We start from the raw sequence: 24202 nt of genomic DNA on the forward strand, positions 1-24202 counted from the left end.
GTGACGGACGTTCGTCCCCCGGCGGGGAGCACCGCCGGGTCCGCGGAGAGCTTCACCGGCCGGCTGCGCCGCCCCCGTACGTACGTCCTGCTGATCGGCTCGGTCCTGCTGCTGGTCCTCCCGTTCTACCTGGACCGCTTCTGGCTCCAGGCCGGGCTGTTCGCGATGGCCGCCGCGATCGGGGCCATCGGCATCAACCTGCTCACCGGAGCCACCGGCCAGCTCTCCATGGGCCACGCCTTCTTCCTCGCCGTGGGCGCCTACGGCTACTGCGTCCTGGCGGGCGGGAGCGGCACCGAGAACGGGCACGCGCTCAGCGGCCTGGGGCTTCCGACCTGGCTCGCGGCGATCCTCGCCGTGCTGCTGGCGGGGGCCGCGGGCGGGATCTTCAGCCCCATCGCGGGCCGGCTGCGCGGCGCGTACCTCGGTATCGCCACGCTCGCGCTGATCTTCATCGGCCAGCATGTGCTGTTCAACGCGGGCTCGTTCACCGGTGGCTTCAACGGCCGTGCCGTACCGCCGCTCTCGGTGTTCGGCTTCACCTTCGACGACAGCGAACTCGTCGTCGCCGCCGTGCCGTTCCAGTCCGCCGAGAAGCTCTGGTACGTCGCCCTGCTCGCTCTGCTCCTCAGCGGACTGTTCGCCCGCGGAGTGCTGCGCGGCAGGCCGGGCCGGGCGATGAACGCCATCCGGGACCACCGGATCGCCGCGGGCGTGATGGGCGTGCCCGTGGCCCGCTACCGGGCCGGGGTCTTCGTCCTGTCCTCGATGTACGCGGGCCTGGCGGGCGTCCTGCTCGCCCTGCTCTTCCAGCGGACCGTGCCCGAGTACTTCGGCATGATCCTCTCGCTCGAATACCTTGCCATGATCGTCATCGGCGGGCTCGGCAGCGTCGCCGGAGCGGTCGTCGGCGCGGCCTTCGTCTCCCTGCTCCCGCAGGTGCTCACTCACTACAGCGACTCCCTCCCGCTCGTCTCCGCGCCCGGTACGGGCGGGCTGGCACCGGGTGAGGCGTCCCGCTATCTGTACGGCGCCGCGGTGGTCGCGGTGGTCCTGTTCCTGCCCGGCGGCATCGCGCGTCTGAAGAATTCTGGGGAGAAGAAATGAAACTGAGAGCACTCACGGCCGTGGTCGCGGCCCTCACCGTCACCCTCGTGGGATGCAGTGGAAAGGCCACCGAGGGGGACGGCGGCGAGAAGGACAAGAGCGGGATGAAGACCGGAGAGGGAGTCAGCTCCGAGAAGATCTCCCTCGGCGCACTGACCGATATGACGGGGGTTTACGCCTCGCTCGGCAAGAGCGTCACCCAGGCCCAGCAGCTGTGGGTGGAGCAGACCAACGCCGCGGGCGGAATCTGCGACCGGAAGATCGAACTGACCGTCCGTGACCACGGCTACGACCCGCAGAAGGCCATCGCCGCCTACACCGAACTGGAGCCGGAGGTACTGGGCTTCACCCAGTTCATCGGCTCCCCGTTCGTCGCCGCGGTGGAGCAGCGCATCGACGGCCAGGACAAGGGACTCGTCCTTCCGCAGGCCTGGTCGGCGAGCCTGCTCGGCTCCAGCTACGTACGGGTCATCGGGGCCACGTACGACATCGAGACGATCAACCTGATCGACTATCTGCTCGCCGAGAAGCGCATCGCCAAGGGCGACAGGATCGGCCATGTCTACTTCGAGGGCGACTACGGCGAGAACGCCCTCGCCGGGTCGAAGCACGCGGCGAAGGAACTGGGCCTCACCGTCGTCGAGCAGAAGATCAAGCCGACCGACAACGACATGACCGCCCAGGTCGCCGCACTCAAGCAGGCAGGCGTGAAGGCGGTCGTCGTGAGCGCCGGTCCGCGCCAGGCGGCCTCGCTCGTCGGGGTGGCCGCGGCCACCGGCTTCGATGTCCCGGTCGTCGGCAACAACTCGGCGTTCGCGCCGCAGCTGCTGAAGACCCAGGCGGGCCCGGCCCTGCTCAAGGACTACTACGTCGCCGCCTCCACCCTGCCGATCGGCGACCCGGGCACGGGTCCGGCCAAGCTCGCCAAGGAGTACGCGGCGCAGTACCCCAAGGACGGGCTCGACAACGGCGTCGTCGCCGGATACACGGCGGCGTCCCTCTACGGCGAGGCGCTGAAGAAGGCGTGCGGGTCCAAGGACCTCACGCGCGCGGGGGTGGACAAGGCGCTGCTCACGATCAAGGGGTACGGAGCGGAGTTCGGGATGTCGCACGACTTCTCGGACCCGGCGGCGCCGTCCACCCGGCAGAGCGTCATCATGAAGCCCGACGCGAAGATCCCCGGTGGCCTCAAGGTGATCCGCCCGGCCGCGGTGGCCACGGCGGCCGAGTCCTTCACGATGAAGCCCTGATCGTGAAGCCCTGATCCGTGGGGTCCTGACCTGTGAGCGGCGATCCGTGAAGCGCTGCCCCGTGAAGCGCTGATCCGTGAAGCCCCGCCCGCCGAAGCCTTCCGCAGGCCCGGCAGGGCGGGGCGCCGGACAACCGAGCACACGCCGAATGCCCGAGCGGGTCCGGCCGATTCCCGGCCGGACCCGTTCGGGCGTTCTCGTATCCACCGGTGCGCCGCGTGCCCCGACGGTCACGGCCGTGCCGGTGCGCTCTCCTTCTCCGGGTGCGGGCCGATGCCGGTGCCGGTGCCGGTGCCGGTGCCGGTTCCGGTGCCGGTGACTGCGGCCGGCGCCGCGGCCGCGTCGGACTCGCCGGCCTTCGCGGTGGCCCGAGTGCCCCGAGCGGCGGGGATGAGGGCGGTGGCCACAAGACCGAGCACCACGAAGCCCGCCGCGAGGTAACTGCCCAGCGCGAGGCCCTCCGTCATCGCGGAGCGTGCCGCGTCGGCGACGGCGGCCGTCTGCGGATGCGCCGACAGCGGGCCGATGGCGGCGCCGGCGCTGTCCGTGACCGCCGCGGTGAGCCGGTCGGCCTGGGCCGGGGGCAGCCCGGCCGTGGCCAGCCGGTCATGCAGCCTGGAGCTCAGCGCGGAGAGGAACACCGTGGTCAGCACCGCGATGCCCAGGGCCGAGCCGAGCTGGCGGAAGGAACTCTGGATCCCGGAGCCCTGGCCGGCGCTGTGGTGCGGAACGTCGGCGAGTACGACATTGGTGACCTGGGCCGTCGCGAACCCGACGCCGATCCCGTACAGGAAGAGGACCAGCGCCACGGTCCACCAGGGGCTGTCCGTGGCCGCGATCAGCCCGAGTCCGGCCAGGCCCGCGACCTCCAGCGCCAGACCGATCCGGACCTGGCCGAGCGCCGCGACCCTGGCGGCCATGCCGAAGCTCGCGCCGCTCGCGACGAAACTCCCCACCGCCACCGGGACCAGGGCGAGCCCCGCCTGCAGGGCGCTGTAGCCGAGCGTGAACTGGAGCCACAGGGGGAGCACCGCGATGATGCCGAACTCGCCGAGGCCGATGATCAGGGTGGCGATGTTGCCGTTCCGGAACGAGGCGACGGAGAACAGCCGGACGTCCATCAGGGCCCGGGAGGGATCGCCGCTCCGGGTGAGGGCCGACTGACGGCGGACGAAGGCGAACAGGGACAGCGCGGCGATCACCAGCGCGACCAGCACCGGGGAAGGCCCGCCGCTCCAGGTGAAGCCGAGGACGTGCAGCGGCTCGACCGTGCCGAGCCAGCCGTAGGTACGCCCCTCGACGAGGCCGAACGCGAGTGTTCCCAGACCGAGGACGGACAGGGCCGCGCCGATGCCGTCGATGCGTCCCCCGGTACGGGGCGAGGGCGCCAGGTACAGCACGGCGCCGACGACGATCAGTGCCGAGAGCGGCACATTGATGCCGAACGCCCAGCGCCAGGAGGCGTGTTCGGCGAGCCAGCCGCCGAGCAGCGGGCCCAGCGCGGAGGCGGCGCCGATGGTCGAGCCCCACACGGCGAACGCCTGGCCGCGCGCCTTGCCGGTGAAGGTCGCGTTCAGCAGGGAGAGCGAGGTCGGCAGGATCATCGCCGCCGCCACGCCCTGGAGGAAGCGGGCCAGGATGAGCAGGCCGCCCGAGGGGGCCAGCCCGGCCATCACGCTGGTCGCGCCGAACAGCACGACACCCGCGAGGAAGATCCTGCGGGCGCCGAGGATGTCGGCGAAGCGGCCGACGAGCAGGAGCAGCGCCGCGCAGACGATGGCGTACGACTCCTGGATCCACTGCGCCTGGGCCGAGTCGGCGTCCAGGTCCTCGATGACCGAGGGGACGATCACGTTGACGATCGTGGTGTCGACCACGATCAGTGCCACCCCCAGGGCGATGGCGATCAGACCGAGCCAGCGCCGAGTGGCGGACGGGTCACGCATCTCATTACCTCCATGGTGAAGTATCTCGATGGTGAAGGTAAATTGGGGCCGGGTAGGTTGTCAAAGTGATCCGACGGTGTGGATCACGGCGCAGGACGCGGTGCGGATCACGGTGTGGCTCGGCGGCAGGGACCGCCGGTCATGGACACGAGGGAAGGTGGTGGGCTCCCATGGAGGAACCGCAGCTCGACGGGGTCGCGGTGCGGCGCGAGCAGTTGATGGACGGGCTCAGGGCCTACGGTGAGTGCTACAACCGGGTCAGCCGCCGCTTCGCCGTCTGGCTGGGCCTGCACTCCACCGACGCGGACGCCCTGCTGGAGATCGTCGCCGCCGAGGAGCGGGGCGCCCCGCTGTCACCCGCGCGCCTCAGTGAACGCATCCTGCTGTCCTCCGGCGCCACCACCGCGCTCCTCAACCGCCTCGAAGGGGCCGGGCACATCGTCCGCAGCCGGGAGCACACCGACCGGCGGATCGTCACCCTGCGCACCCGGCCGCACATCCTGGAGCGCGCCACCGAGTTCTTCGACCCGCTCGCCGAGCGGCTGGACGGGGTGCTGGCCCAGTACGCGCCGGAGCAGCTGGAGGAGTTCAGAACCTTCCTGGCGCGGATGTCCGGCGCGATGGACGATCACCTGGCCGAGCTGTAGCCGGGGGTGGCCGGCCGGGGGAGCGGCCGAGGGGAGCGGCAAGGGGCGGCCGAGGGGGAGCGGCCGAGGGGGTGCCGTGGTCGGACGGCGGGCTCCCCGGTAACGCCTCGGTCTTTGGTCTGGACCAAGACGCACTGGTGATGATTAGCTCCATGGCGACCGGGCCCGCGTCCGGCCCACCGGGCCGTCGCGCCCCTCACCCCTGCCGCACCCTTTCCGGAGCACCTCATGTCCCTGCCGCACACGCCCTCCTGGCGCACCGTCATCCTCTCGCCGCACTTCGACGACGCCGCGCTCTCCCTGGCCGGACTGCTGCCCGGACTGCCGGGCCCCACCGCCGTGGTCACCGTCCACGGCGGAGCTCCGGCCCCCGGCGTCCCGGCCTCCGACTGGGACGACCTCGGCGGTTTCACCACCGGCGCGCAGGCCCATGAGGTCCGCCGGGCCGAGGACGCGCGGTCCTGCGCGCTGCTCGGCGTCGAGCAGGTGACCATCGACCATCCCGACGGCCCGTACCTCGACGGCGACGACGGGCTCGGGCCGACCGCTCTGGACGACCTCCTGAGGAGCCTCGCCCCCGGCACCCGGGTCCTCGCCCCGCTCGGCACCAATCAGCGCGACCACCGGGCCGTACGGCTGCGCGCCACGCGGGTCCTGGCCGAGGCGGGCGCCCCCGCCCCCTGGGTGTACGCCGACCTGCCGTACACCGGGCATCTGCCCGAGTGGGACACCGAGCAGGCGTGCGAGGCGCTGGCCGGGAGCGAGGCGTACGGCCTCGCGTACCAGGAGCTCCTGCGCGACCACAGTGTCACCCTCCGCCACGAGCTGCGGCTGACGGACGAACAGTGGGCGGCGAAGCGCGAGGCGGTCCTGTGCCACGCCTCGCAGCTCGCCGCACTCGTCCCAGGCCACGGCAGCTTCCTCGTCCGCAACGGGCCGCTGCGCACCGAACGGATCTGGAGTCTGGAACCCCGCGATCCGGCCGGCCGGGCGGAGTAGGGCCCTTCACGGCACCAGCGGCACACACGCGAGAGGGCCCGGATGCTGGGGAGCATCCGGGCCCTCATGCGTGTCGCGCGAGCGCGGCTACGGCAGCTGCGCCGCCCGTGCCTCGCGCCGGTTGTCGCGGAACGTGTTCACACGGCGGGCCGTCGCGAAGAGCGGGATCACCGCGCCCAGCACGACCTGGAGTGCGCAGCCGGTCTGGAGGAGCAGCTGACCGCCGGGCGCGTCGAAGGCCCATGCGGCGAGCAGCCCCATCGCGGCCACGATCCAGCTGAGCATCGCCACCGCGAGAATGCCCCGCGGCTTGGGGTACTCGACCCGGCTCACCATCAGCCACGCCACACCGACGATCGCGAGCAGCGTCGGCACGAAGGGCAGCTCCAGGAGCACGATCGAGACGACCGTCAGCGCTCCGAAGGGGCTCGGCATGCCCTGGAACATGCCGTCCTTCATGGTCACACAGGAGAATCTGGCCAGTCTGAGCACGACCGCCAGCAGCACCACGATCGCCGCCAGTGCCGATACCCGCTGGTGGGCGTCGTCCGCGACCATCCCGTACACGAGCACGAAGTAGGCCGGGGCGAGCCCGAAGCTGATCAGGTCCGACAGGTTGTCCAGCTCGGCGCCCATCGGGGAGGAGCGCAGCTTGCGTGCCACGAGCCCGTCGAAGAGATCGAAGACCGCGGCCATGAGCATGAGGATCACCGCGGTCGCCGCCGAGTGACGGGCCATCCCCGACTCGTCGCTGCCCGTGAGGTGCGGGATGAGGATGCCCGTGGTGGTGAAGTACACCGCCATGAATCCACACGTGGCGTTACCGAGAGTGAGGGTGTCCGCTATCGACAGCCGCATGGAGAGCGGCATGTCCTCCGTGCCGTCGGAGTCGTTCTCCTCGGCGGCCTGCGGCACCCAGCCCGCCTGAGTATCAGGATCAATCACGGTCAATTCGAGTCACCCCCGCGGTGGTGGCCTGGCCTACCTCGACCGCGACATCGACACCTTCCGGAAGGTAGATGTCGACACGCGAGCCGAAGCGGATCAGGCCGATGCGCTCACCCTGCTCCACCTTCGTACCCTGCGGGAGGTACGGCACGATGCGACGGGCGACCGCTCCCGCGATCTGCACCATCTCGATGTCGCCGAGCTCGGTGTCGAAGTGCCAGACAACGCGCTCGTTGTTCTCGCTCTCCTTGTTGAACGCCGGAACGAACCCGCCGGGGATGTGCTCGACCGACGTCACCGTGCCGGCCAGCGGCGCCCGGTTGACGTGGACATTCAGCGGGCTCATGAAGATCGCGACGCGGGTGCGCCCGTCCTTCCACGGCATGATGCTCTGCACCACACCGTCGGCCGGGGAGATGACCCGGCCCTCGGTGATCTCGCGCTCGGGGTCACGGAAGAACCAGAGCATGCCCGCCGCGAGCGCGGTGGTGGGCACGGCCACGGCGGCCCAGCGCCCGGACTTGCGTGCCCGGGAGAGGCTGAGTGCGGCGGTGGCGACGGTCGGCAGGAGCCACGGCGATGCTCCGCGTGCGATGCGGACCCCACCGCGTGGTGCGGAGGTATGGCTGTCGGGCATGAATGACCTTCGTAGCGGATGATGCCGCGCTGGCAACGGGGGACGGCGGCTTTCCGGCGATGCTATCGGTTGCGAGCCGCAACTGGGCAAGCCAGCAGCCGAGTCGGACGGCTTGAGCGCACCTGCCGAGGGTGACAGGGTGTGATCTTCTTCGCGACTAAATCACCCCTAAGGGGACATTCAGCCCTGAAGTCGGTACTCCTCCAGGAGGCGGCGACCAATGATCATTTTCTGGATTTCGGCGGTACCTTCGCCGATCAGCAGCATCGGTGCCTCACGGTAGAGGCGCTCGATCTCGTACTCCTTGGAGAAGCCGTAGCCGCCGTGGATGCGGAAGGCGTCCTCGACGACTTCCTTGCAGTACTCGGAGGCGAGGTACTTCGCCATCCCTGCCTCCAGGTCGTTTCGTTCCCCGGAGTCCTTTTTGCGGGCCGCGTTTACCATCATTGCATGGGCGGCCTCGACCTTGGTGGCCATTTCGGCCAATTTGAACTGGATGGCCTGGTGCTGGGCGATGGGCTTTCCGAAGGTCTGGCGCTGCTGCGCGTACGAAACGCCCAGCTCGAATGCACGCTGCGCGACACCGCAACCACGCGCCGCCACATTTACCCGGCCGACCTCGACACCGTCCATCATTTGGTAAAACCCGCGACCGGTGGTGCCCCCCAGTACGCGATTGGCCGGAATGCGTAGCCCGTCCATGATGAGTTCGGTCGTGTCGACGCCCTTGTAGCCCATCTTGTCGATCTTCCCGGGGATGGTGAGGCCGGGCCGGACCTCGCCGAAGCCGGCCTCCTTCTCCACCAGGAAGGTCGTCATCGACTTGTGCGGAGCGGTGCCCTCGGGGTGGCCTTCGTCACTCCGGCACAGCACGGCCACCAGATTCGACGTGCCGCCGTTCGTCAGCCACATCTTCTGGCCGTTCAGGACGTACTCGTCGCCGTCCCTGACGCCCTTGGAGGTGATGGCGGAGACATCGGAGCCGAGCGCCGGCTCCGACATCGAGAACGCGCCGCGCACCTCTCCCAGAGCCATCCGCGGCAGGAACGTGTCCTTCTGTTCCTGTGTGCCGTGCTGCTTGAGCATGTACGCCACGATGAAGTGCGTGTTGATGATCCCCGACACGCTCATCCAGCCGCGGGCGATTTCCTCCACGCACAGCGCGTAGGTGAGAAGCGACTCACCCAGACCCCCGTACTCCTCGGGAATCATCAGCCCGAAAAGACCGAGTTCCTTGAGTCCCTCGACGATCTCGGTGGGGTATTCGTCGCGGTGCTCCAGCCGGGTCGCGACCGGAATGATCTCCTTGTCGACGAAATCCCGGACCGTGGAGAGGATTTCCCGCTGGACGTCATTCAGGCCGGCGGTCTGGGCGAGTCGCGTCATGGCTGCTTCTCCTGTGGCTTCACGCGGTCAGTTGGAAGGCGTCGGGCGGCCGGGCTGTTCGCCGCCGCGCTCCTTGGTGTACGTCTCGGTGGGGACCATCACCTTGCGGCGGAACACACAGACCACGGTGCCGTCCTGCTTGTAGCCCCTGGTCTCCACGTACACGATTCCGCGGTCGTTCCTGGACCTCGACGGGGTCTTGTCCAGGACGGTGGTCTCGCCGTAGAGGGTGTCGCCGTGGAAGGTCGGCGCGATGTGCTTGAGCGATTCGACCTCCAGGTTGGCGATGGCCTTCCCGGAGACGTCCGGCACCGACATGCCGAGCAGCAGTGAATAGATGTAGTTGCCGACGACGACGTTCTTCCCGAAATCGGTCGTCGTCTCCGCGTAGTTGCTGTCCATGTGCAGCGGGTGGTGATTCATGGTCAGCAGGCAGAAGAGGTGGTCGTCGTATTCCGTGACGGTCTTTCCGGGCCAGTGCTTGTAGACGGCACCGACTTCGAATTCCTCGTATGTGCGTCCGAACTGCATGATCAGGCCTCCGGAACGTCGAACGTGGAGGTGCGCTGCATTCCGGCCGCACGGCCCTTGCCCGCGACGACCAGGGCCATCTTGCGGCTGGCCTCGTCGATCATCTCGTCGCCGAGCATCGCCGAGCCCTTCTTGCCGCCCTCCTCGGAGGTGTACCAGTCGTAGGCGTCCAGGATCAGCTCGGCGCGGTCGTAGTCCTCCTGGGAGGGCGAGAACACCTCGTTGGCCGCGTCGACCTGGCCGGGGTGCAGTACCCACTTGCCGTCGAAGCCGAGGGCGGCGGCACGGCCCGCGACCTCGCGGTAGGCGTCCACGTCGCGGATCTGGAGGAACGGCCCGTCGATCGCCTGGAGATCGTGGGTGCGGGCCGCCATCAGGATGCGCATCAGGATGTAGTGGTAGGCGTCCGCGCCGTAGCCCGGCGGCTGCTGGCCCACCACCAGGGTCTTCATGTTGATCGACGCCATGAAGTCGGCCGGGCCGAAGATCAGGGTCTCCAGGCGGGGCGAGGCGGCGGCGATGTCGTCGATGTTCACCAGGCCCTTGGCGTTCTCGATCTGCGCCTCGATGCCGATCCTGCCGGTCTCGAAGCCCATCGTCTTCTCGATCTGGGTCAGCAGCAGGTCCAGGGCGACGACCTGCTGGGCGTCCTGGACCTTCGGCAGCATGATGCAGTCGAGGTTCGGCCCGGCGCCCTCGACGACCGTGATGACGTCCCGGTAGGTCCAGTGCGTCGTCCAGTCGTTGACCCGCACGACCCGGGTCCTGCCCGTCCAGTCACCCTTGTTGAGCGCATCGACGATGTGGTGGCGGGCGCCCTCCTTGGCGAGCGGTGCGCAGGCGTCCTCCAGGTCCAGGAAGACCTGGTCGGCCGGGAGGCCCTGGGCCTTCTCCAGGAAGCGCGGGTTCGAGCCGGGCACGGCGAGACAGGAACGGCGCGGGCGCAGCCGGTTCACCGGCGTCGTGGGCGTGGTCATGCGGGGACCTCCAGAGGGTCGAGCTTGTTCGCTTTCCGGATCTCGTCGACGATACGGCCGATGATTTCCGTGATGCCGAAGTCCTTCGGGGTGAAGACGGCGGCGACGCCGGCTCCGATCAGGGCGGTGGCGTCGGCGGGCGGAATGATGCCGCCCGCGATCACCGGGATGTCGGCCGCGCTGGCCTCGCGCAGCCGGTGGAGCACATCGGGCACCAGCTCGGCGTGCGAGCCGGACAGGATGGACAGACCGACGCAGTGCACATCCTCGGCCAGGGCGGCGTCGACGATCTGTTCGGGGGTCAGCCTGATCCCCTGGTAGACCACTTCGAACCCGGCGTCACGGGCCCGTACGGCGATCTGCTCGGCGCCGTTGGAATGCCCGTCCAGGCCCGGCTTGCCGACCAGCAGCCGCAGCCGGCCCACCGCCAGGTCCGCCGCCGTACGGGCGGCCTTCTCGCGGACCAGCGCGAGCGGGGTGCCCGCCTCGGCGGTGACGGCGACCGGTGCCGACGAGACGCCCGTCGGTGCCCGGAACTCGCCGAAGACGTCCCGCAGCGCCCAGGACCACTCGCCGGTGGTGACGCCCGCGCGGGCGCACTCCACGGTCGCTTCCATCATGTTCTCGGTGCCCGCGGCGGCCTTCTTCAGCGCCGCGAGCGCCTCGGTGGCGCGTGCTTCGTCACGATTGTCGCGCCACTGGTGCAGGGCGGCGACGACCTTGGCCTCGTTCGCCGGGTCCACCGTCATGATCGCGCCGTCCTGGTCGGCGGTGAGCGGGTTGGGCTCCGTCGTCTCGTAGATGTTGACGCCGACGATCTTCTCCTCGCCGCCCTCGATCCGGGCCCGCCGTGCGGCGTGCGAGGAGACCAGCTCCGACTTGAGGTAGCCGGACTCGACGGCGGCCATCGCGCCGCCCATCCGCTCGATCCGGTCCATCTCCGCGAGCGACTCGGTGACCAGGGCGTCCACCTTGGCCTCGATGACATGCGAACCGGCGAAGATGTCCTCGTACTCCAGCAGGTCGCTCTCATGGGCGAGGACCTGCTGGATACGGAGCGACCACTGCTGGTCCCAGGGGCGGGGGAGCCCCAGTGCCTCGTTCCAGGCCGGCAGCTGTACGGCGCGGGCGCGGGCGTCCTTGGAGAGGGTGACGGCCAGCATCTCCAGGACGATGCGCTGGACGTTGTTCTCCGGCTGGGCTTCGGTCAGACCGAGGGAGTTGACCTGGACGCCGTAGCGGAAACGGCGCTGCTTGGCGTCGGTGATGCCGTACCGCTCCCGGGTGACGCGGTCCCAGATGCGGCCGAAGGCGCGCATCTTGCACATCTCCTCGATGAAGCGGACGCCCGCGTTCACGAAGAACGAGATACGCGCGACGACATCGCCGAACTTCTCCTCGGGCACCTGGCCGGAGTCGCGCACCGCGTCCAGCACCGCGACGGCGGTCGACATCGCGTACGCGATCTCCTGGACCGGGGTGGCTCCCGCCTCCTGGAGGTGGTAACTGCAGATGTTGATGGGGTTCCACCTGGGGATGCGGCCGACCGTGTACGTGATCATGTCGGTGGTCAGCCGCAGCGAGGGGCCGGGCGGGAAGACATGCGTCCCGCGCGAGAGGTACTCCTTCACGATGTCGTTCTGCGTGGTGCCCTGGAGCTTGTCCGGGTCCGCGCCCTGCTCCTCCGCGACCACCTGGTAGAGCGCCAGAAGCCACATCGCGGTCGCGTTGATGGTCATCGACGTGTTCATCCGTTCCAGGGGGATGTCCTGGAACAGCCGTCGCATGTCACCGAGGTGCGAGACGGGCACGCCGACCCGGCCCACCTCGCCCCGGGCGAGGATGTGGTCGGGGTCGTACCCGGTCTGCGTGGGCAGATCGAAGGCGACCGACAGACCTGTCTGGCCCTTGGCGAGGTTGCGCCGGTACAGCTCGTTGGACGCCTCGGCGGTCGAGTGACCGGCGTAGGTCCGCATGAGCCAGGGCCGGTCCTTCTGGCGCTCAGTCATCTGGTGAACCTCAGACGTTCCGGCTGGAAGGGACGGACTGCTCCGACGGAGCGTCACGGAACAGATTGATGGCGTCGATGTGGCGCTCGCGCAGCTCCTGGTCGCGCACCCCCAGGCCCTCGCGGGGCGCCAGCGCGAGGACGCCGACCTTGCCCTGGTGGAGGTTGCGGTGCACGTCGTACGCGGCCTGGCCGGTCTGTTCCAGGGAGTAGACCTTGGAGAGCGTGGGGTGGATCTTCCCCTTGGCCACCAGCCGGTTGGCCTCCCAGGCCTCGCGGTAGTTGGCGAAGTGCGAGCCCACGATCCGCTTGAGCGACATCCACAGGTAGCGGTTGTCGTACTCGTGGTTGTAGCCCGAGGTCGAGGCACAGGTGACGATCGTGCCGCCCTTGCGGGTGACGTAGACCGAGGCGCCGAACGTCTCGCGGCCCGGGTGCTCGAAGACGATGTCCACGTCCTCGCCGCCGGTCAGCTCGCGGATGCGCTTGCCGAAGCGCTTCCACTCGCGCGGATCCTGGTGGTGCTCGTCCTTCCAGAACCGGTAGCCCTCGGCATTGCGGTCGATGATCGCCTCGGCGCCCATCTTCCGGCAGATCTCCGCCTTCCGGTCGCTGGAGACCACGCAGATCGGGTTGGCGCCGCCGGCCAGCGCGAACTGCGTCGCGTAGGAGCCGAGGCCGCCGCTGGCGCCCCAGATCAGCACGTTGTCGCCCTGCTTCATGTCCGCGCCGTTGCGGGACACCAGCTGGCGGTACGCGGTGGAGTTGACCAGGCCCGGTGCGGCGGCCTCCTCCCAGCTGAGGTGGTCAGGCTTGGGCATCAGCTGGTTGGACTTGACGAGGGCGATCTCCGCGAGCCCGCCGAAGTTGGTCTCGAAGCCCCAGATGCGCTGCTCGGGGTCGAGCATCGTGTCGTTGTGGCCGTCCGAGGACTCCAGTTCGACCGAGAGGCAGTGCGCGACGACCTCGTCGCCCGGCTTCCAGGCGTTGACACCGGGGCCGGTGCGCAGGACGACGCCCGCGAGGTCGGAGCCGATGACGTGGTACGGGAGGTCATGGCGCCTGGTGAGCTCGCTGAGCCTGCCGTACCGCTCCAGGAAGCCGAAGGTGGACATCGGCTCGAAGATGGAGGTCCAGACGGAGTTGTAGTTCACCGAGCTGGCCATGACGGCGACCAGTGCCTCGCCGGGGCCCAGTTCGGGCACCGGAACCTCGTCCAGGTGCAGTGACTTGCGGGGGTCCTTGTCGCGGGTTTCGAGCCCGGCGAACATCTCCGTCTCGTCCTTGTGCACGGTCACCGCGCGGTACGACTCGGGGACGGACAGGGCCGCGAAGTCCGCGGCGGTGCTGTCCTGCGATTGGATCGCGTCCAGGATTTCCTTCACGGTGTTGCCTCCGGCGAAGCTGGCGTCGAGGGAACGCTTGAGAGGTCCCTGCGGGGCAGGGGGAGCGGTGTGGAGGTGCTGCCGTCGGTTCGGCGGGTGGAGCTTCGGCCTGCTCTGTGGAGCAGAAGGGTGCCTGTGACGCAGGCGTCCGGGCGCGCGGACACGTGGTTCGCGGGGACAGCCGGCGTACGTGAGGTCCCAGCACGCCGGCCGCCCGGACTCCTTCAACGTATGGCACTCCGTGACACCTGACAAGGCACCGAGTGCCAACAATTTCTCTCACTTGTCATCCGGTGGGCACGCATGAGCAATACGATGGGTGTTACGGGTCGTTCTGTCCTGCCGGCGGCGCGTTACGGTGCGGGGCGGTACACGTACGGCGTCGTGGCACCCAGGGCCGTGAAACCCAGCCGGCGCAGGATCGGGGCCGAACGGTCGCTCGCGTCGACCTGGAGGAACCGGTAGCCCCGCTCGGCGGCGATACGCGTACGGAAGGCGACCAGCGCCCGGTAGATGCCCCTGCCCCGCCACGGGACCACCGTCCCGCCGCCCCAGAGCCCCGCGAACCCCGTGCCCGGGTACAGCTCCATCCGGGCGGAGCCGACCGGCTCGTCGCCCGCCATCGCCAGTACCCCGACAAAGCTGTCCGGGTCCCGCTCCAGCCGGGCCAGCACCTGACGGCGCAGCCGCGACGGGTCCGAGCCGAACACCCGCTCATGGGCGGCGGCCATCAGCTCCGCACCGGCCGCGTCGGTCACCGTGCGGAGCCCGATCCCCGCGGGCAGTCCGACGGCGGTGGCCGCCGAGCCCACCGGGGCGATCATCAGGGTCTCCGGCGGCTCCGGAACGAAACCGGCCGCCCGTAGCCGCCGGGGCAGATCGACGGGCCGGTCGTGCGCGTAGAGCTTCCACTCGAACTCGTCGTGGCCGAGCGCCGTGTAGTACGCCACCTGCGCGGCGATCGCCGTGTCCGCTCCCTCGGAGTCCAGCTCCGGGGCCGACCAGACGACGCCGTTCCAGTCGTCGGCGGTGCCCACCTGCCGGACGACCGGGCCGGCGCGCTCGACCCGTACGCCGGGGCCGTCGGGGCGGGCGTTCTCCCGCATCCCGTGGTCGAAGAGAGCGAGCAGAGTGTGCTGATCGTGATCCATCCGCCCAGCCCAGCACCGGCGGTGGGCGGCGGCAACCAGGTATCGCGCGGGCCGGAACACGGGACGGCGGGCCCGCCCCGGCGAACGGGACGGACCGGCCCGGCTCAGCGTTCCTTGCTGAGCGCCTGCTGGATGGTGCGCATGACCTCGTCGAGCGGCGCGTCGGTCCGCGCCACCGCCACCAGTACCTCGCCGTCGGACGCCACCGTCGCGGAGGGCGCCGCCATCGGCTCGGACCCGGCGATCCGCCCGGCCCCGATGCCCGTACCGAACGTCTCCCGGACGATCGAGAAGGCGTGGTCCAGCTGCGCCTCCACATCACCCTGGCCGCCCGCCCGCAGCCAGCGGCGCAGTACATGGTTGTGCGCGGTGACCACGGCGGACGCGGCCACCTCGGCCAGCAGCGGGTCGTCATTGCCCACGTGATGGTCGCGCTCGTCGAAGTGGCCCAGCAGATAGCGGGTGAACAGCCGCTCGTAGCGGGCCACCGACGCGATCTCGGCCTCCCGCAGGGTGGGCACCTCACGGGTCAGTTTGTAACGGGCCACGGAGACGGCGGGCTTGGCCGCGTACATCTTCATGACTTCCTTGATGCCGCGGCACACGGTGTCGAGCGGGTGCTCGTGCGCCGGGGCGGCGTTGAGCACGGCCTCGGCCCTGACGAGGGTGTCGTCGTGGTCGGGGAAGATCGCCTCTTCCTTGGAACGGAAGTGCCGGAAGAAGGTCCGCCGGGCGACACCCGCGGCGCCCGCGATCTCGTCGACGGTCGTCGCCTCATAGCCCTTCGTGGCGAAGAGTTCCATCGCCGCGGCGGCCAGTTCTCGGCGCATCTTGAGTCGTTGGGCGGCGGCGCGCGTGCCGGCGGCACTTTCCGGGGCGTCGGACGCGGCGGAAACACGGGGTGACTTGGCGGGCTGGGACATGGTGTGAACGTACTGCATCCGTGCAGGAGAGCGCGCCTGCGGGGGCGGGCCGCCCGGAGGCCCGAGCAGCCCGCCCCAGCCGGCCCCCGGCTCAGCGACGGGCATATTCGCGGAAGCCGCGCCCCGTCTTGCGGCCCAGACAGCCCGCGGCGACCAGATGCTCCAGCAGCGGTGCCGGAGCCAGGCCCGGGTCACGGAACTCGCTGTGCAGGACCTTCTCGATGGCGAGCGAGACATCGAGACCGACGACGTCCAGCAGTTCGAACGGACCCATCGGGTAGCCGCCGCCCAGCTTCATGGCGGCGTCGATGTCGTCGAGCGTCGCGTAGTGCTCCCCGACCATCTTGATCGCGTTGTTGAGGTACGGGAAGAGCAGCGCGTTCACGATGAAGCCGGCCCGGTCCCCGCAGTCCACCGGGTGCTTGCGCACCTTCGCGCACACCTCGCGGACCGTGGCGTGCACATCGTCGGCGGTCAGCACCGTGCGGACCACCTCCACCAGCTTCATCGCGGGCGCCGGGTTGAAGAAGTGCATCCCGATGACGTCCTCGGGCCGCGCGGTGGCCCGCGCTATCGCGATGACGGGCAGCGACGAGGTCGTGGTGGCCAGGACCGCGCCCGGCCGGCACACCTTGTCCAGCACCGCGAACAGCTGCCGCTTGACCTCAAGGTCCTCGGCGACCGCCTCGACCGCGAGGTCCACCCCGGCGAAGGCGTCCAGCGAGTCCGCCGCCGTGATCCGGGCCAGCGTCTCGTCGCGCGCCCCGGAGGTCAGCCGCCCCTTGGACACCGAACGCTCCAGCGACGTGGCGATCCGGCCCTTCGCCGCGTCCGCCTTCTCCTGGCCGCGGGCGGCCAGGACCACGTCGTAGCCCGCCTTGGCGAAGACCTCGGCGATACCCGAGGCCATCGTTCCGGAGCCCGCGACCCCCACGGACCGCACCGTGCGCCCGGCGGACGTCCCCGCGCCCTCCGGCGGCGTCAGCGCGTCGGGCACCACGGTCCGGCTGCCCGGGGCCTCGTACGTGTAGAAGCCGCGTCCCGCCTTACGGCCGGTCAGGCCCGCCTGGCCGAGCTGCCCCAGCACGGGTGCCGGTGCGTGCAGCCGGTCGTGCGAAGCGGCGTACATCGCCTCCAGGACCGTACGGGCGGTGTCGATGCCGATCAGGTCGAGCAGGGCGAGCGGCCCCATCGGCAGCCCGCAGCCCAGCTTCATCGCGGCGTCGATGTCCTCGCGGGAGGCGTAGTTCGCCTCGTACATCGCGGCGGCCTGGTTGAGGTAGCCGAACAGCAGCCCGTCCGCGACGAAGCCCGGCCTGTCGCCGACCGCGACCGGTTCCTTGCCGAGCTCCCGGGCGAGCCGGGTGACGGACTCGACGGCGGGCGGTGCGGTCAGCACCGAGGACACCACCTCGACCAGCTTCATCGCGGGCGCCGGGTTGAAGAAGTGCAGCCCGAGCACGCGCTCGGGGTACCGGGACTCGGCGGCCAGCCGGGTCACCGACAGGGCGTTGGTGCCCGTGGCCAGGATCGCGGTGGGGGAGACGACCGCGTCGAGCTCGCGGAAGACCTGCTGCTTGATCTCGTACGACTCCGGCACGACCTCGATGACCAGTTCCGCCTCCGCGACGGCCCGGAGGTCGGAGCAGGTACGGAACCGGGCGAGGACGTCGGTCCGCTCCCGCTCGGTGATCCGCTCGCGCCGCACGGCGCGGGCGGTGGAGGCTTCGAGGGAGGCGACGGCCCGCCGGGCCGCCGCGTCGCTGGTGTCGATACCGATGACCTCGCGGCCCGCGCGGGCCAGGACCTCGGCGATGCCGGTTCCCATGGTGCCGAGGCCGACGACGGCAATGGTGCTGAGCGGGGTGTCCATCACGGGACTCCAGGGTGAGTGACGACTGAGGGAGCACGGCGCGCCGGGAATCGGTCGACCGGCGCGGGGCGTGCGGAAGGTGCGTGCCGTGGTGCACGGGGCCGGGGTGCTCGGAGTGCACCCGGGCCGGGAAGGGGCGACGGACTCCGTCCCGAAGTCGCGTCTCGCGGAACTGCCGAACCGACAAGCAACTCCGGATGGCTGCGTCACCAGGCCATCGGAGCCTGCGGGGAGTGCGCCCCGCTCACATGAGGTTAACCGGCGAGTAATGAGCGCGCCAGCCCTGCGTCGGTATGTGCTGGGTCACACCGCACGCCCCGGAGTGAGCGCCGCCGGGGTCCACACGGAACGTACCCGCCGATACGCTGAGCGTCATGGATGAGGAGTTCCGGTCGCTCAAGCACCGGCTGCGGGACGAGGCGGGGCGGTCGGCGGCCTATGACCGGCTCATCGGCACCGACGACGACGAGGAGCTGGCCCGGGTCCTCGTCGAACCCGAACGTCCGCTGTGGGCACGTGAGATCGCCGCGTTCCGGCTCGGCTGCGGCGGTGACCGGCGGGCCTTCGAGACGCTGGTCCTGCTGCTCAACCACCGCGACCCCGAGCGCTGTGTCTCCGCCGCCCACGCCCTGGAGCGGCTGGGCGATCCCCGCACGCCCCGGGCGGCCGCCGCGCTCGCCACCAACACCCTGCGCACGGCCTACGCCCTGCACCCCGTGCGGCTGCTCACCGCGCTGCGCGCACCCGAGTCCGTCCCGGCCCTGGTCGGAACGCTGGAGCGGCTGCTGGCTCCGCGGGAGCCGCACTGGCGGGTGGCGCTCGCCTGCGTGGAGGGGCTGGGCGCGCTGGGCGACGACCGCGCCCGCCCGGTCCTGCGGGCGGCGCTGCCGCACCCCCGCCTCGGCCCCGCCGCGGCCGAGGCCCTCAGCCGGCTCCCGGCCGGCTGAGCCCGCGTACGTACCGGACCTCCCGGCCCGGGACGGGTCGCCGCGCCGGTTCAGCTCCGGAAGCCCAGCAGCCCGTGGAGGCGGCTGCCCTTGCTGCCGTTCGTGCTCTGCGCGGCCGCCTTCTCGGCGGGCAGCGGCGTCGGGTCGGGCAGTGCGGAGCAGACCGCGTCCACACCGGCCCGGCCGCCCTCGCCGCGCGGGACGGCGCCCGTGGCGAGGTAGTCCGCGAGATACGCGTCCAGGCAGTCGCTGCCGCTCAGGGTGATCCCGTGATTGCCCCCGCCCCGCTCCACGACCAGGCTGGAGCCCTTGAGCGCGCGGTGCATGGTGACACCGCCCTCGTACGGGGTCGCCGCGTCCTCGGTGGCCTGGAAGAGCAGGGCCGGCGGGAGCCTGTCGTTGGACACCCGCACCGGATCGAGCGGCTTCACCGGCCAGGACGCGCACGGGGCGTTGTACCAGGTGTTGTTCCAGGTCATGAAGGGCGCCTTGGCGTGCGCCGCGCGGGAGTCGTCGCGCCAGGTGCTCCAGTCCCGCGGCCATGCGGCGTCGCGGCACTGGACGGCCGTGTAGACCGAGTAGCCGTTGTCGCTGCCCGCGTCGGCGGCGCCGAAGGTCTCGTAGGTCTCGGCCAGCGCCTCCTGGTCCCCCTCGTTCACATAGGCGGCGAACGCCTCGGCCAGATAGGGCCAGTAGCCGTTGTAGTACCCGCCGGGCAGGAAGGTGTCCTCCAGTTCGCCCGGTCCGACCCTGCCGCCCGCGGGGTGCTCCCCGACCGCCGCGCGCATCGCGTACCAGGCGGCCTCGACCCGCGCCGGGTCGGTGCCGAGCCCGTAGGCGGCGTCGTTCTTCGCGACCCAGGCGGCGAACGCCTTGTGTCGGGCGTCGAACGCGTAGTCCTGGGCGAGGTTGTCGTCGTACCAGACCCCGGACGGGTCGACGACCGAGTCGAGCACCAGGCGCCGCACCCGCTCGGGGTACAGCTTGGCGTAGACCGCACCGAGGTAGGTGCCGTACGAGTAGCCGAAGTAGTTGATCTGCCGTGAGCCCAGCGCCCGGCGGATCACATCGAGGTCCTTGGCGGCGCTGACGGTGTCCATGTGGGGCAGCAGGTCGCCGTGCTTCTCCCCGCACGCCCCGGCGAACGCGGCGGCCCGGTCCCGCCCGGCCCGCTCGTCCCGGAAGGACGCCGGCACCGAGCCGGGGCGTACCGGATCGAAGTGGCCGGGTACGCAGTCCAGCGCCGGGGTGCTCCTCCCGACCCCGCGCGGATCGAACCCGATCACGTCGTAGCTCGCGGCGACCTTCGCCGGCAGTGCGGAGGCCACGAAACCGGCCATCGAGAGACCACTGCCGCCGGGGCCGCCCGGGTTGACCAGCAGGGGGCCCTGCGAGGTCTTCGCGGTGTGCGGGATCCGGGACAGGGCGAGCGTGACCTGGCGGCCGGAGGGGCGGTCATGGTCCAGCGGGGCGCGGACCGTCGCGCACTGGAGCGCCGGGTAGTCCTCCGTCGCGCAGCCGGTCCAGGTGAGCTGCTGCGCGGGCGGCGCGTTCACGCCGGCGCCCGCCGAGGACGGCGCGGCGCTCACCGGGGCGGGCGCGGCGCTCACCAGACCGGCGACCGTCGCGCCGACGGCGACCAGAATTCCTGCACGATTCGTCATACGGCCTCCCAGGGTGGAGGGAACGCGGCTGTGGGTGGCACAGCCCCCGCCGCATGGTCCCCGCATTCCGAGGGAAACGGACATGTTCCGCCAAGAGTTGACCCGATTGGTCATGGAGGAACGATCACCTGCCGGTCGGCGGCGGCGCGGCCCCGGTCACAGCAGCGTCAGCTGGGTCGGGCCGGGCGACCCCTCCCCGGCGGGCCCCGGTGTCCCGGACGCGGCGACGCGGCGGGCGGCGCCCCAGTCGGGCGGCCCGATCCCGAACTCGGTGGCCAGTTCGTGCACCTGGCGGGTGATCCGGCGCTGGTACCACGTCGGCGCGTACGACCCGTCCGCGTACATCCGCTCGTAGCGCGCCACCAGGTGCGGGTGGTGCCGGGCGAGCCACTGTATGAACCACTCCCGGGCGCCGGGCCGCAGATGGAGGACGAGCGGGGTGACCGACGTCGCCCCGGCGGCGGCGATCGCGCGGACCGTGTCGCGCAGCTGGTCTGGCCGGTCGCCGAGGAACGGGATCACGGGGGCCATCAGGACCGCGCAGCCGATGCCGTTGGCGGTGAGCGCGCGTACGACGTCGAGGCGCCGTTCGGGGGAGGGCGTGCCGGGCTCCACCGTGCGCCACAGCTCGCGGTCGGTGAAGCCGACGGAGACGGAGACCCCGATCTCGGTGACCTCGGCAGCCTGCCGCAGCAGCTCCAGATCCCGCAGGATCAGGGTGCCCTTGGTCAGGATCGAGAACGGGTTCGCGTGATCGCGCAGGGCCGCGATGATGCCGGGCATCAGCCGGTAGCGGCCCTCGGCCCGCTGGTAGCAGTCGACATTCGTGCCCATCGCGATGTGGTCGCCGTGCCAGCGGCGGGACGCGAGTTGCCGCCGCACCAGCTCCGCCGCGTTGATCTTGACGACGATCTGGGAGTCGAAGCCCAGCCCGGTGTCGAGATCGAGGTAGCTGTGGGTCTTGCGGGCGAAGCAGTACACACAGCTGTGCATCCCATCCTGGAACGCGCTGGACCCCCGGTTCTGGGATCACGCCGCGCAGCTGTCCCCGGCGGAGCTCGCCCGTGTCCTGGGCACCTACGCAACCCGGGTGATGACGCCCCCGGGTCGACCGCCGTCACCAGCCTGGAACTGATGACCGCGCTGCACCCGCCGACCCACGCCGTACGAGACGAGGAGACCGGCGCCCTGCGGCAGGCCGACACCAAGACACCCGGCTCGCTCGGCACGACCCGGTGGACTGCGCACCGCCTGAGGCCCCCGACGGACACCCGGTGCTCAACGCGCTGAACCTGCCGCGCTTCCACGTGCGCGGCCCGTCGGAGAAGCTGTTCGAGGAGGCCTACGACTGGGCGCAGCCGATGACCGACGAGGAGTGCACCCTGCGCTACCTGGTCGGCCTGGACGTGAACATGGCCTTCGCCGCCGGCGCGAACGGGCTGACCGTCGGTCTCGGTGAGCCGACGTACGTCAAGAACCCGGTGTTCGACCCGAAGCCGTCCGGCTCGTGGCTGGTCGACCTCTCCCACGTCGACCTGTCCCGCGTGAAGGCGGCAAGGAGTGGGTAGAGCTGGACGGCAGCCTGCTGCCCTCCCCGTTCACGTACAAGGGCGACCGCCCCACCGGCCCGGCCTGGTACGCGACACCGACCGTCGCCTACGCCCAGGAGCTCGGCTATGACGTGACGCCGACCGAGGCGTGGGTACGGTACGACAACGGCCGCTATCTGGACGGCTGGTACCAGCGGCTGCGGGACGCCTACCTCGCCACGATGGCCGACCTCGGCGTCACCGCCGACCTGTCGCCGGAAGACTTCCTCACGGCGATGGACGGCTACAAGGACCGCGACCCGGAGCTGGGAATCGTCATCACGGCGATCAAGGCAACAGTCAAGGGCGGCGTTGGCAAGCTGCGCGAGCCGCCCCGCGGGGAAGGCTGGCGGCCCGGAGAGCGGTGGCGGGCCCTGGAACGGCCGACGTGGCGGCCCCGCTCGGCGAGCAGGGGCCGCATTTCACCGATCGCACGCGTAATGGTGGAGCGGTCCACGCCGAACCAGCAGGCCAGGACATCGTGCGCCGTTGCATGGCGGAGGTACACGAGCATGGCCAACAGGCGGTCAATGAAGACCAGCTTGTGCTTGGCTCCGGCACCGATGGCCCGGCGGCGGGGGTGTGACGTCAACACGGCCTGGTGCCGCTCGTGCAATAACGGGCCGAGTTCAGCGATTACAGCGGGTGTCAGCCCGGCGATCTGCTGGCTACGGATGATTGCTGTACGCGCCCAGTCCTTTGCCACACGGATCATGATCAACGATCAAGGTCTCGACGCGTTACCGCCAACCAGGCATGAGCTCGTTAGGTTGTCGGGGGGATGCTGTGGCTGGTGGGGGAAAGGGGTAACTGGGTCCGGTGTGATCAGCCATACTTTGAAGTGGAAACGCGGAGGGGAAGTGCGAGTGATGCGGGACTGTTGGTGAAACGTCGTGTCGGCCCCGACGGGGTACATCTCTTTGACCGTCGCACGGGTTTGAACGTCCTCTTCGATGAGGTCGATGCCCCTCAAACGCAGTGGGCCCGTGCGCCCCGCCAGGTTTCGATCGCCCTGACCAACGCGTGCGACCTTGCCTGCCCGTTCTGCTACGCGCCCAAGACCGCTGCGGTGCTCGACGCCGAACGGCTGTGCGCATGGATCGACGAACTGGACGCAGAGGGCTGCCTCGGCATCGGGTTCGGCGGCGGAGAGCCTACCCTCTACCGCCGCCTTCCGCAGGTGTGTCGTCACGCGGCGCAGCGCACGGGGCTGGCAGTGACGATGACGACGCACGCACACCGCTTCACTCCCCAGTTGATCGATGCGCTGGCCGGATCGGTCAACTTCGTCCGCGTCAGTGTCGACGGAGCTGGCACCACCTACGAGAAGCTGCGCGGTCGCCCTTTCGCCGAGCTCGTGCAGCGGCTCACCTGGATCGGGCGGACCTTTCGGTTCGGGCTCAACTGCGTCGTTAATGCTGAAACGTTGCCGGATCTCGACGCCGTCGCCGACCTGGCGGCTTCGGCCGGGGCCGCGGAACTCCTGCTGCTCCCCGAGCGACCGGCACGCGGACGCCCAGGCTCCACCCCGCACACCGTGGCCGCCCTCCACGAATGGATCACCAACTACCGCGGGCCGGTAGCCCTCACCATCGGCGAGGGCGACAGCGGTGCTCTGCCGACCGCCCAGCCGTTGCCAGGCGAGACGGGACTGCGCGCTTACGCCCACATCGACGCCGTCGGAACCCTGCGGCGCACCTCCTACCACTCGGCCGGCGAACCGGTCGACGACCGTGGCGTTCTCGCCGCGCTCGACTGCCTGCAGGAGAAGGGTGTCGCATGAAGGTCTGGTACGGGTACGGGACCGAGCACTCCATGAATCTCGTCATGATTGGCCGGTTCAAGGACGCCACTGCCGCCGAACGAGCCCACGCTGTCATCAAAGAGTTCACCAAGGCTTTGGAAGCGGAGGAGGAAGCCGGCCGCCTGACTATCGGCGAGCCGGACGACCGATTCAGCGACGAGGTCTTGAAACTGCTGAGCGACCTCAACATTCACAGCGTCGGACCCCGTGAGCTTGAGCAGTTCCTGTACGACCTCACCATGCGACGCGAGGGCGACTCCATCGTGGTGACCACCGATGAGAACGATGTCCAGGCGCTGCTTAAGGTCCTCCTGGACAAGGGGGCCCGCATCGAGGTGTATTCCGCGCACGACTACCCCGGCACCGGCCACGGCCGGGGCGAGTAGGGGGCGAGCGATCCGATGACCGGTCTGGATTGGGAGAAGTTCAC

General features: G+C 70.2%; 20 protein-coding genes and 2 pseudogenes. 8 read left to right on the plus strand and 14 right to left on the minus strand.

Annotated features, from left to right (window positions below; all coding sequences use genetic code 11):
• Both OHA98_RS13175 and OHA98_RS13180 read left to right on the plus strand, forming a co-directional pair.
• Positions 1 to 1107: a branched-chain amino acid ABC transporter permease gene (locus OHA98_RS13175; RefSeq protein WP_266927903.1), complete on the plus strand. Its 1107-nt coding sequence runs from the start codon at positions 1 to 3 to the stop codon at positions 1105 to 1107.
• A complete protein-coding gene (locus OHA98_RS13180) occupies positions 1104 to 2357 on the plus strand; it encodes an ABC transporter substrate-binding protein (RefSeq protein WP_266925447.1) in 1254 nt (417 codons plus the stop codon). The genes OHA98_RS13175 and OHA98_RS13180 overlap by 4 nt, the downstream gene beginning before the upstream one ends.
• Before the next feature lie 230 nt (positions 2358 to 2587).
• Here OHA98_RS13180 and OHA98_RS13185 read toward each other — a convergent pair whose 3' ends face one another.
• Complete coding sequence (locus OHA98_RS13185) at positions 2588 to 4303, minus strand: DHA2 family efflux MFS transporter permease subunit (protein ID WP_266925449.1); 1716 nt, start codon at positions 4301 to 4303, stop codon at positions 2588 to 2590.
• 170 nt (positions 4304 to 4473) lie between these two features.
• Here OHA98_RS13185 and OHA98_RS13190 point away from each other — a divergent pair, with 170 nt between their 5' ends.
• The gene (locus tag OHA98_RS13190; protein WP_266925451.1) at positions 4474 to 4950 is read left to right on the plus strand and encodes a MarR family winged helix-turn-helix transcriptional regulator; all 477 of its coding nucleotides are present in this window, start codon (positions 4474 to 4476) and stop codon (positions 4948 to 4950) included.
• A 228-nt stretch (positions 4951 to 5178) separates the two neighbouring features.
• A complete protein-coding gene (locus OHA98_RS13195) occupies positions 5179 to 5949 on the plus strand; it encodes a PIG-L deacetylase family protein (protein WP_266925453.1) in 771 nt (256 codons plus the stop codon).
• An 87-nt stretch (positions 5950 to 6036) separates the two neighbouring features.
• Here OHA98_RS13195 and pssA read toward each other — a convergent pair whose 3' ends face one another.
• The 10 genes from pssA to OHA98_RS13245 all read right to left on the minus strand — a co-directional run bounded on the left by pssA (position 6037) and on the right by OHA98_RS13245 (position 17768).
• A complete protein-coding gene (gene pssA, locus OHA98_RS13200) occupies positions 6037 to 6864 on the minus strand; it encodes a CDP-diacylglycerol--serine O-phosphatidyltransferase (protein WP_266927904.1) in 828 nt (275 codons plus the stop codon).
• Positions 6865 to 6886: 22 nt separating this feature from the next.
• Complete coding sequence (locus OHA98_RS13205) at positions 6887 to 7534, minus strand: phosphatidylserine decarboxylase (RefSeq protein WP_266925455.1); 648 nt, start codon at positions 7532 to 7534, stop codon at positions 6887 to 6889.
• 180 nt (positions 7535 to 7714) lie between these two features.
• Complete coding sequence (locus tag OHA98_RS13210; protein WP_266925457.1) at positions 7715 to 8920, minus strand: acyl-CoA dehydrogenase family protein; 1206 nt, start codon at positions 8918 to 8920, stop codon at positions 7715 to 7717.
• A 27-nt stretch (positions 8921 to 8947) separates the two neighbouring features.
• Positions 8948 to 9451 carry a MaoC family dehydratase gene (locus OHA98_RS13215; protein ID WP_266925459.1) on the minus strand — a complete coding sequence of 168 codons (504 nt, stop codon included), beginning with the start codon at positions 9449 to 9451 and terminating at the stop codon, positions 8948 to 8950.
• Between the two features lie 2 nt (positions 9452 to 9453).
• The gene (locus OHA98_RS13220; RefSeq protein WP_266925461.1) at positions 9454 to 10428 is read right to left on the minus strand and encodes a CoA ester lyase; all 975 of its coding nucleotides are present in this window, start codon (positions 10426 to 10428) and stop codon (positions 9454 to 9456) included.
• Entirely contained in the window at positions 10425 to 12437 is a 2013-nt protein-coding gene (locus tag OHA98_RS13225) for a protein meaA (RefSeq protein WP_266925463.1), read from the minus strand. The genes OHA98_RS13220 and OHA98_RS13225 overlap by 4 nt, the downstream gene beginning before the upstream one ends.
• Positions 12438 to 12447: 10 nt before the next feature.
• Positions 12448 to 13821 (minus strand): crotonyl-CoA carboxylase/reductase, encoded by a 1374-nt coding sequence (ccrA, locus tag OHA98_RS13230; RefSeq protein WP_266925465.1) that lies wholly within the window; start codon positions 13819 to 13821, stop codon positions 12448 to 12450.
• Positions 13822 to 14174: 353 nt separating this feature from the next.
• A complete protein-coding gene (locus OHA98_RS13235) occupies positions 14175 to 14972 on the minus strand; it encodes a GNAT family N-acetyltransferase (protein WP_266925467.1) in 798 nt (265 codons plus the stop codon).
• Positions 14973 to 15076: 104 nt separating this feature from the next.
• Complete coding sequence (locus OHA98_RS13240; protein ID WP_266925469.1) at positions 15077 to 15895, minus strand: TetR family transcriptional regulator; 819 nt, start codon at positions 15893 to 15895, stop codon at positions 15077 to 15079.
• 91 nt (positions 15896 to 15986) lie between these two features.
• Entirely contained in the window at positions 15987 to 17768 is a 1782-nt protein-coding gene (locus tag OHA98_RS13245; RefSeq protein WP_266925471.1) for a 3-hydroxyacyl-CoA dehydrogenase family protein, read from the minus strand.
• A 374-nt stretch (positions 17769 to 18142) separates the two neighbouring features.
• Between OHA98_RS13245 and OHA98_RS13250 the strand changes: the two genes are divergently transcribed.
• The gene (locus tag OHA98_RS13250; RefSeq protein ID WP_266925473.1) at positions 18143 to 18715 is read left to right on the plus strand and encodes an adenylosuccinate lyase; all 573 of its coding nucleotides are present in this window, start codon (positions 18143 to 18145) and stop codon (positions 18713 to 18715) included.
• 50 nt (positions 18716 to 18765) lie between these two features.
• Here OHA98_RS13250 and OHA98_RS13255 read toward each other — a convergent pair whose 3' ends face one another.
• Both OHA98_RS13255 and OHA98_RS13260 read right to left on the minus strand, forming a co-directional pair.
• Entirely contained in the window at positions 18766 to 20379 is a 1614-nt protein-coding gene (locus OHA98_RS13255; protein WP_266925475.1) for an alpha/beta hydrolase, read from the minus strand.
• Positions 20380 to 20535: 156 nt separating this feature from the next.
• Positions 20536 to 21372, minus strand: coding sequence for a radical SAM protein (locus OHA98_RS13260; protein WP_266925477.1), 837 nt, complete (start codon positions 21370 to 21372; stop codon positions 20536 to 20538).
• Here OHA98_RS13260 and OHA98_RS13265 point away from each other — a divergent pair.
• Positions 21362 to 22393: pseudogene (locus OHA98_RS13265) on the plus strand (transcriptional regulator); the annotation flags it as partial. The gene OHA98_RS13260 and the pseudogene OHA98_RS13265 sit on opposite strands and share 11 nt — an antisense overlap.
• Here the strand turns inward: OHA98_RS13265 and OHA98_RS13270 are convergent.
• Positions 22363 to 22683 (minus strand): annotated as a pseudogene (locus OHA98_RS13270) (transposase family protein); the annotation flags it as partial. The pseudogenes OHA98_RS13265 and OHA98_RS13270 overlap by 31 nt on opposite strands.
• 168 nt (positions 22684 to 22851) lie before the next feature.
• Between OHA98_RS13270 and OHA98_RS13275 the strand changes: the two are divergent.
• Together OHA98_RS13275 and OHA98_RS42885 are read left to right on the plus strand one after the other, a co-directional pair.
• Positions 22852 to 23751 (plus strand): radical SAM protein, encoded by a 900-nt coding sequence (locus OHA98_RS13275; RefSeq protein ID WP_266925479.1) that lies wholly within the window; start codon positions 22852 to 22854, stop codon positions 23749 to 23751.
• A gap of 44 nt (positions 23752 to 23795) precedes the next feature.
• Entirely contained in the window at positions 23796 to 24158 is a 363-nt protein-coding gene (locus OHA98_RS42885; protein WP_353962252.1) for a DUF6375 family protein, read from the plus strand.
• Positions 24159 to 24202: the final 44 nt, after the last annotated feature.

It is taken from the genome of Streptomyces sp. NBC_00654, from assembly GCF_026341775.1.
GTDB lineage: Bacteria > Actinomycetota > Actinomycetes > Streptomycetales > Streptomycetaceae > Streptomyces.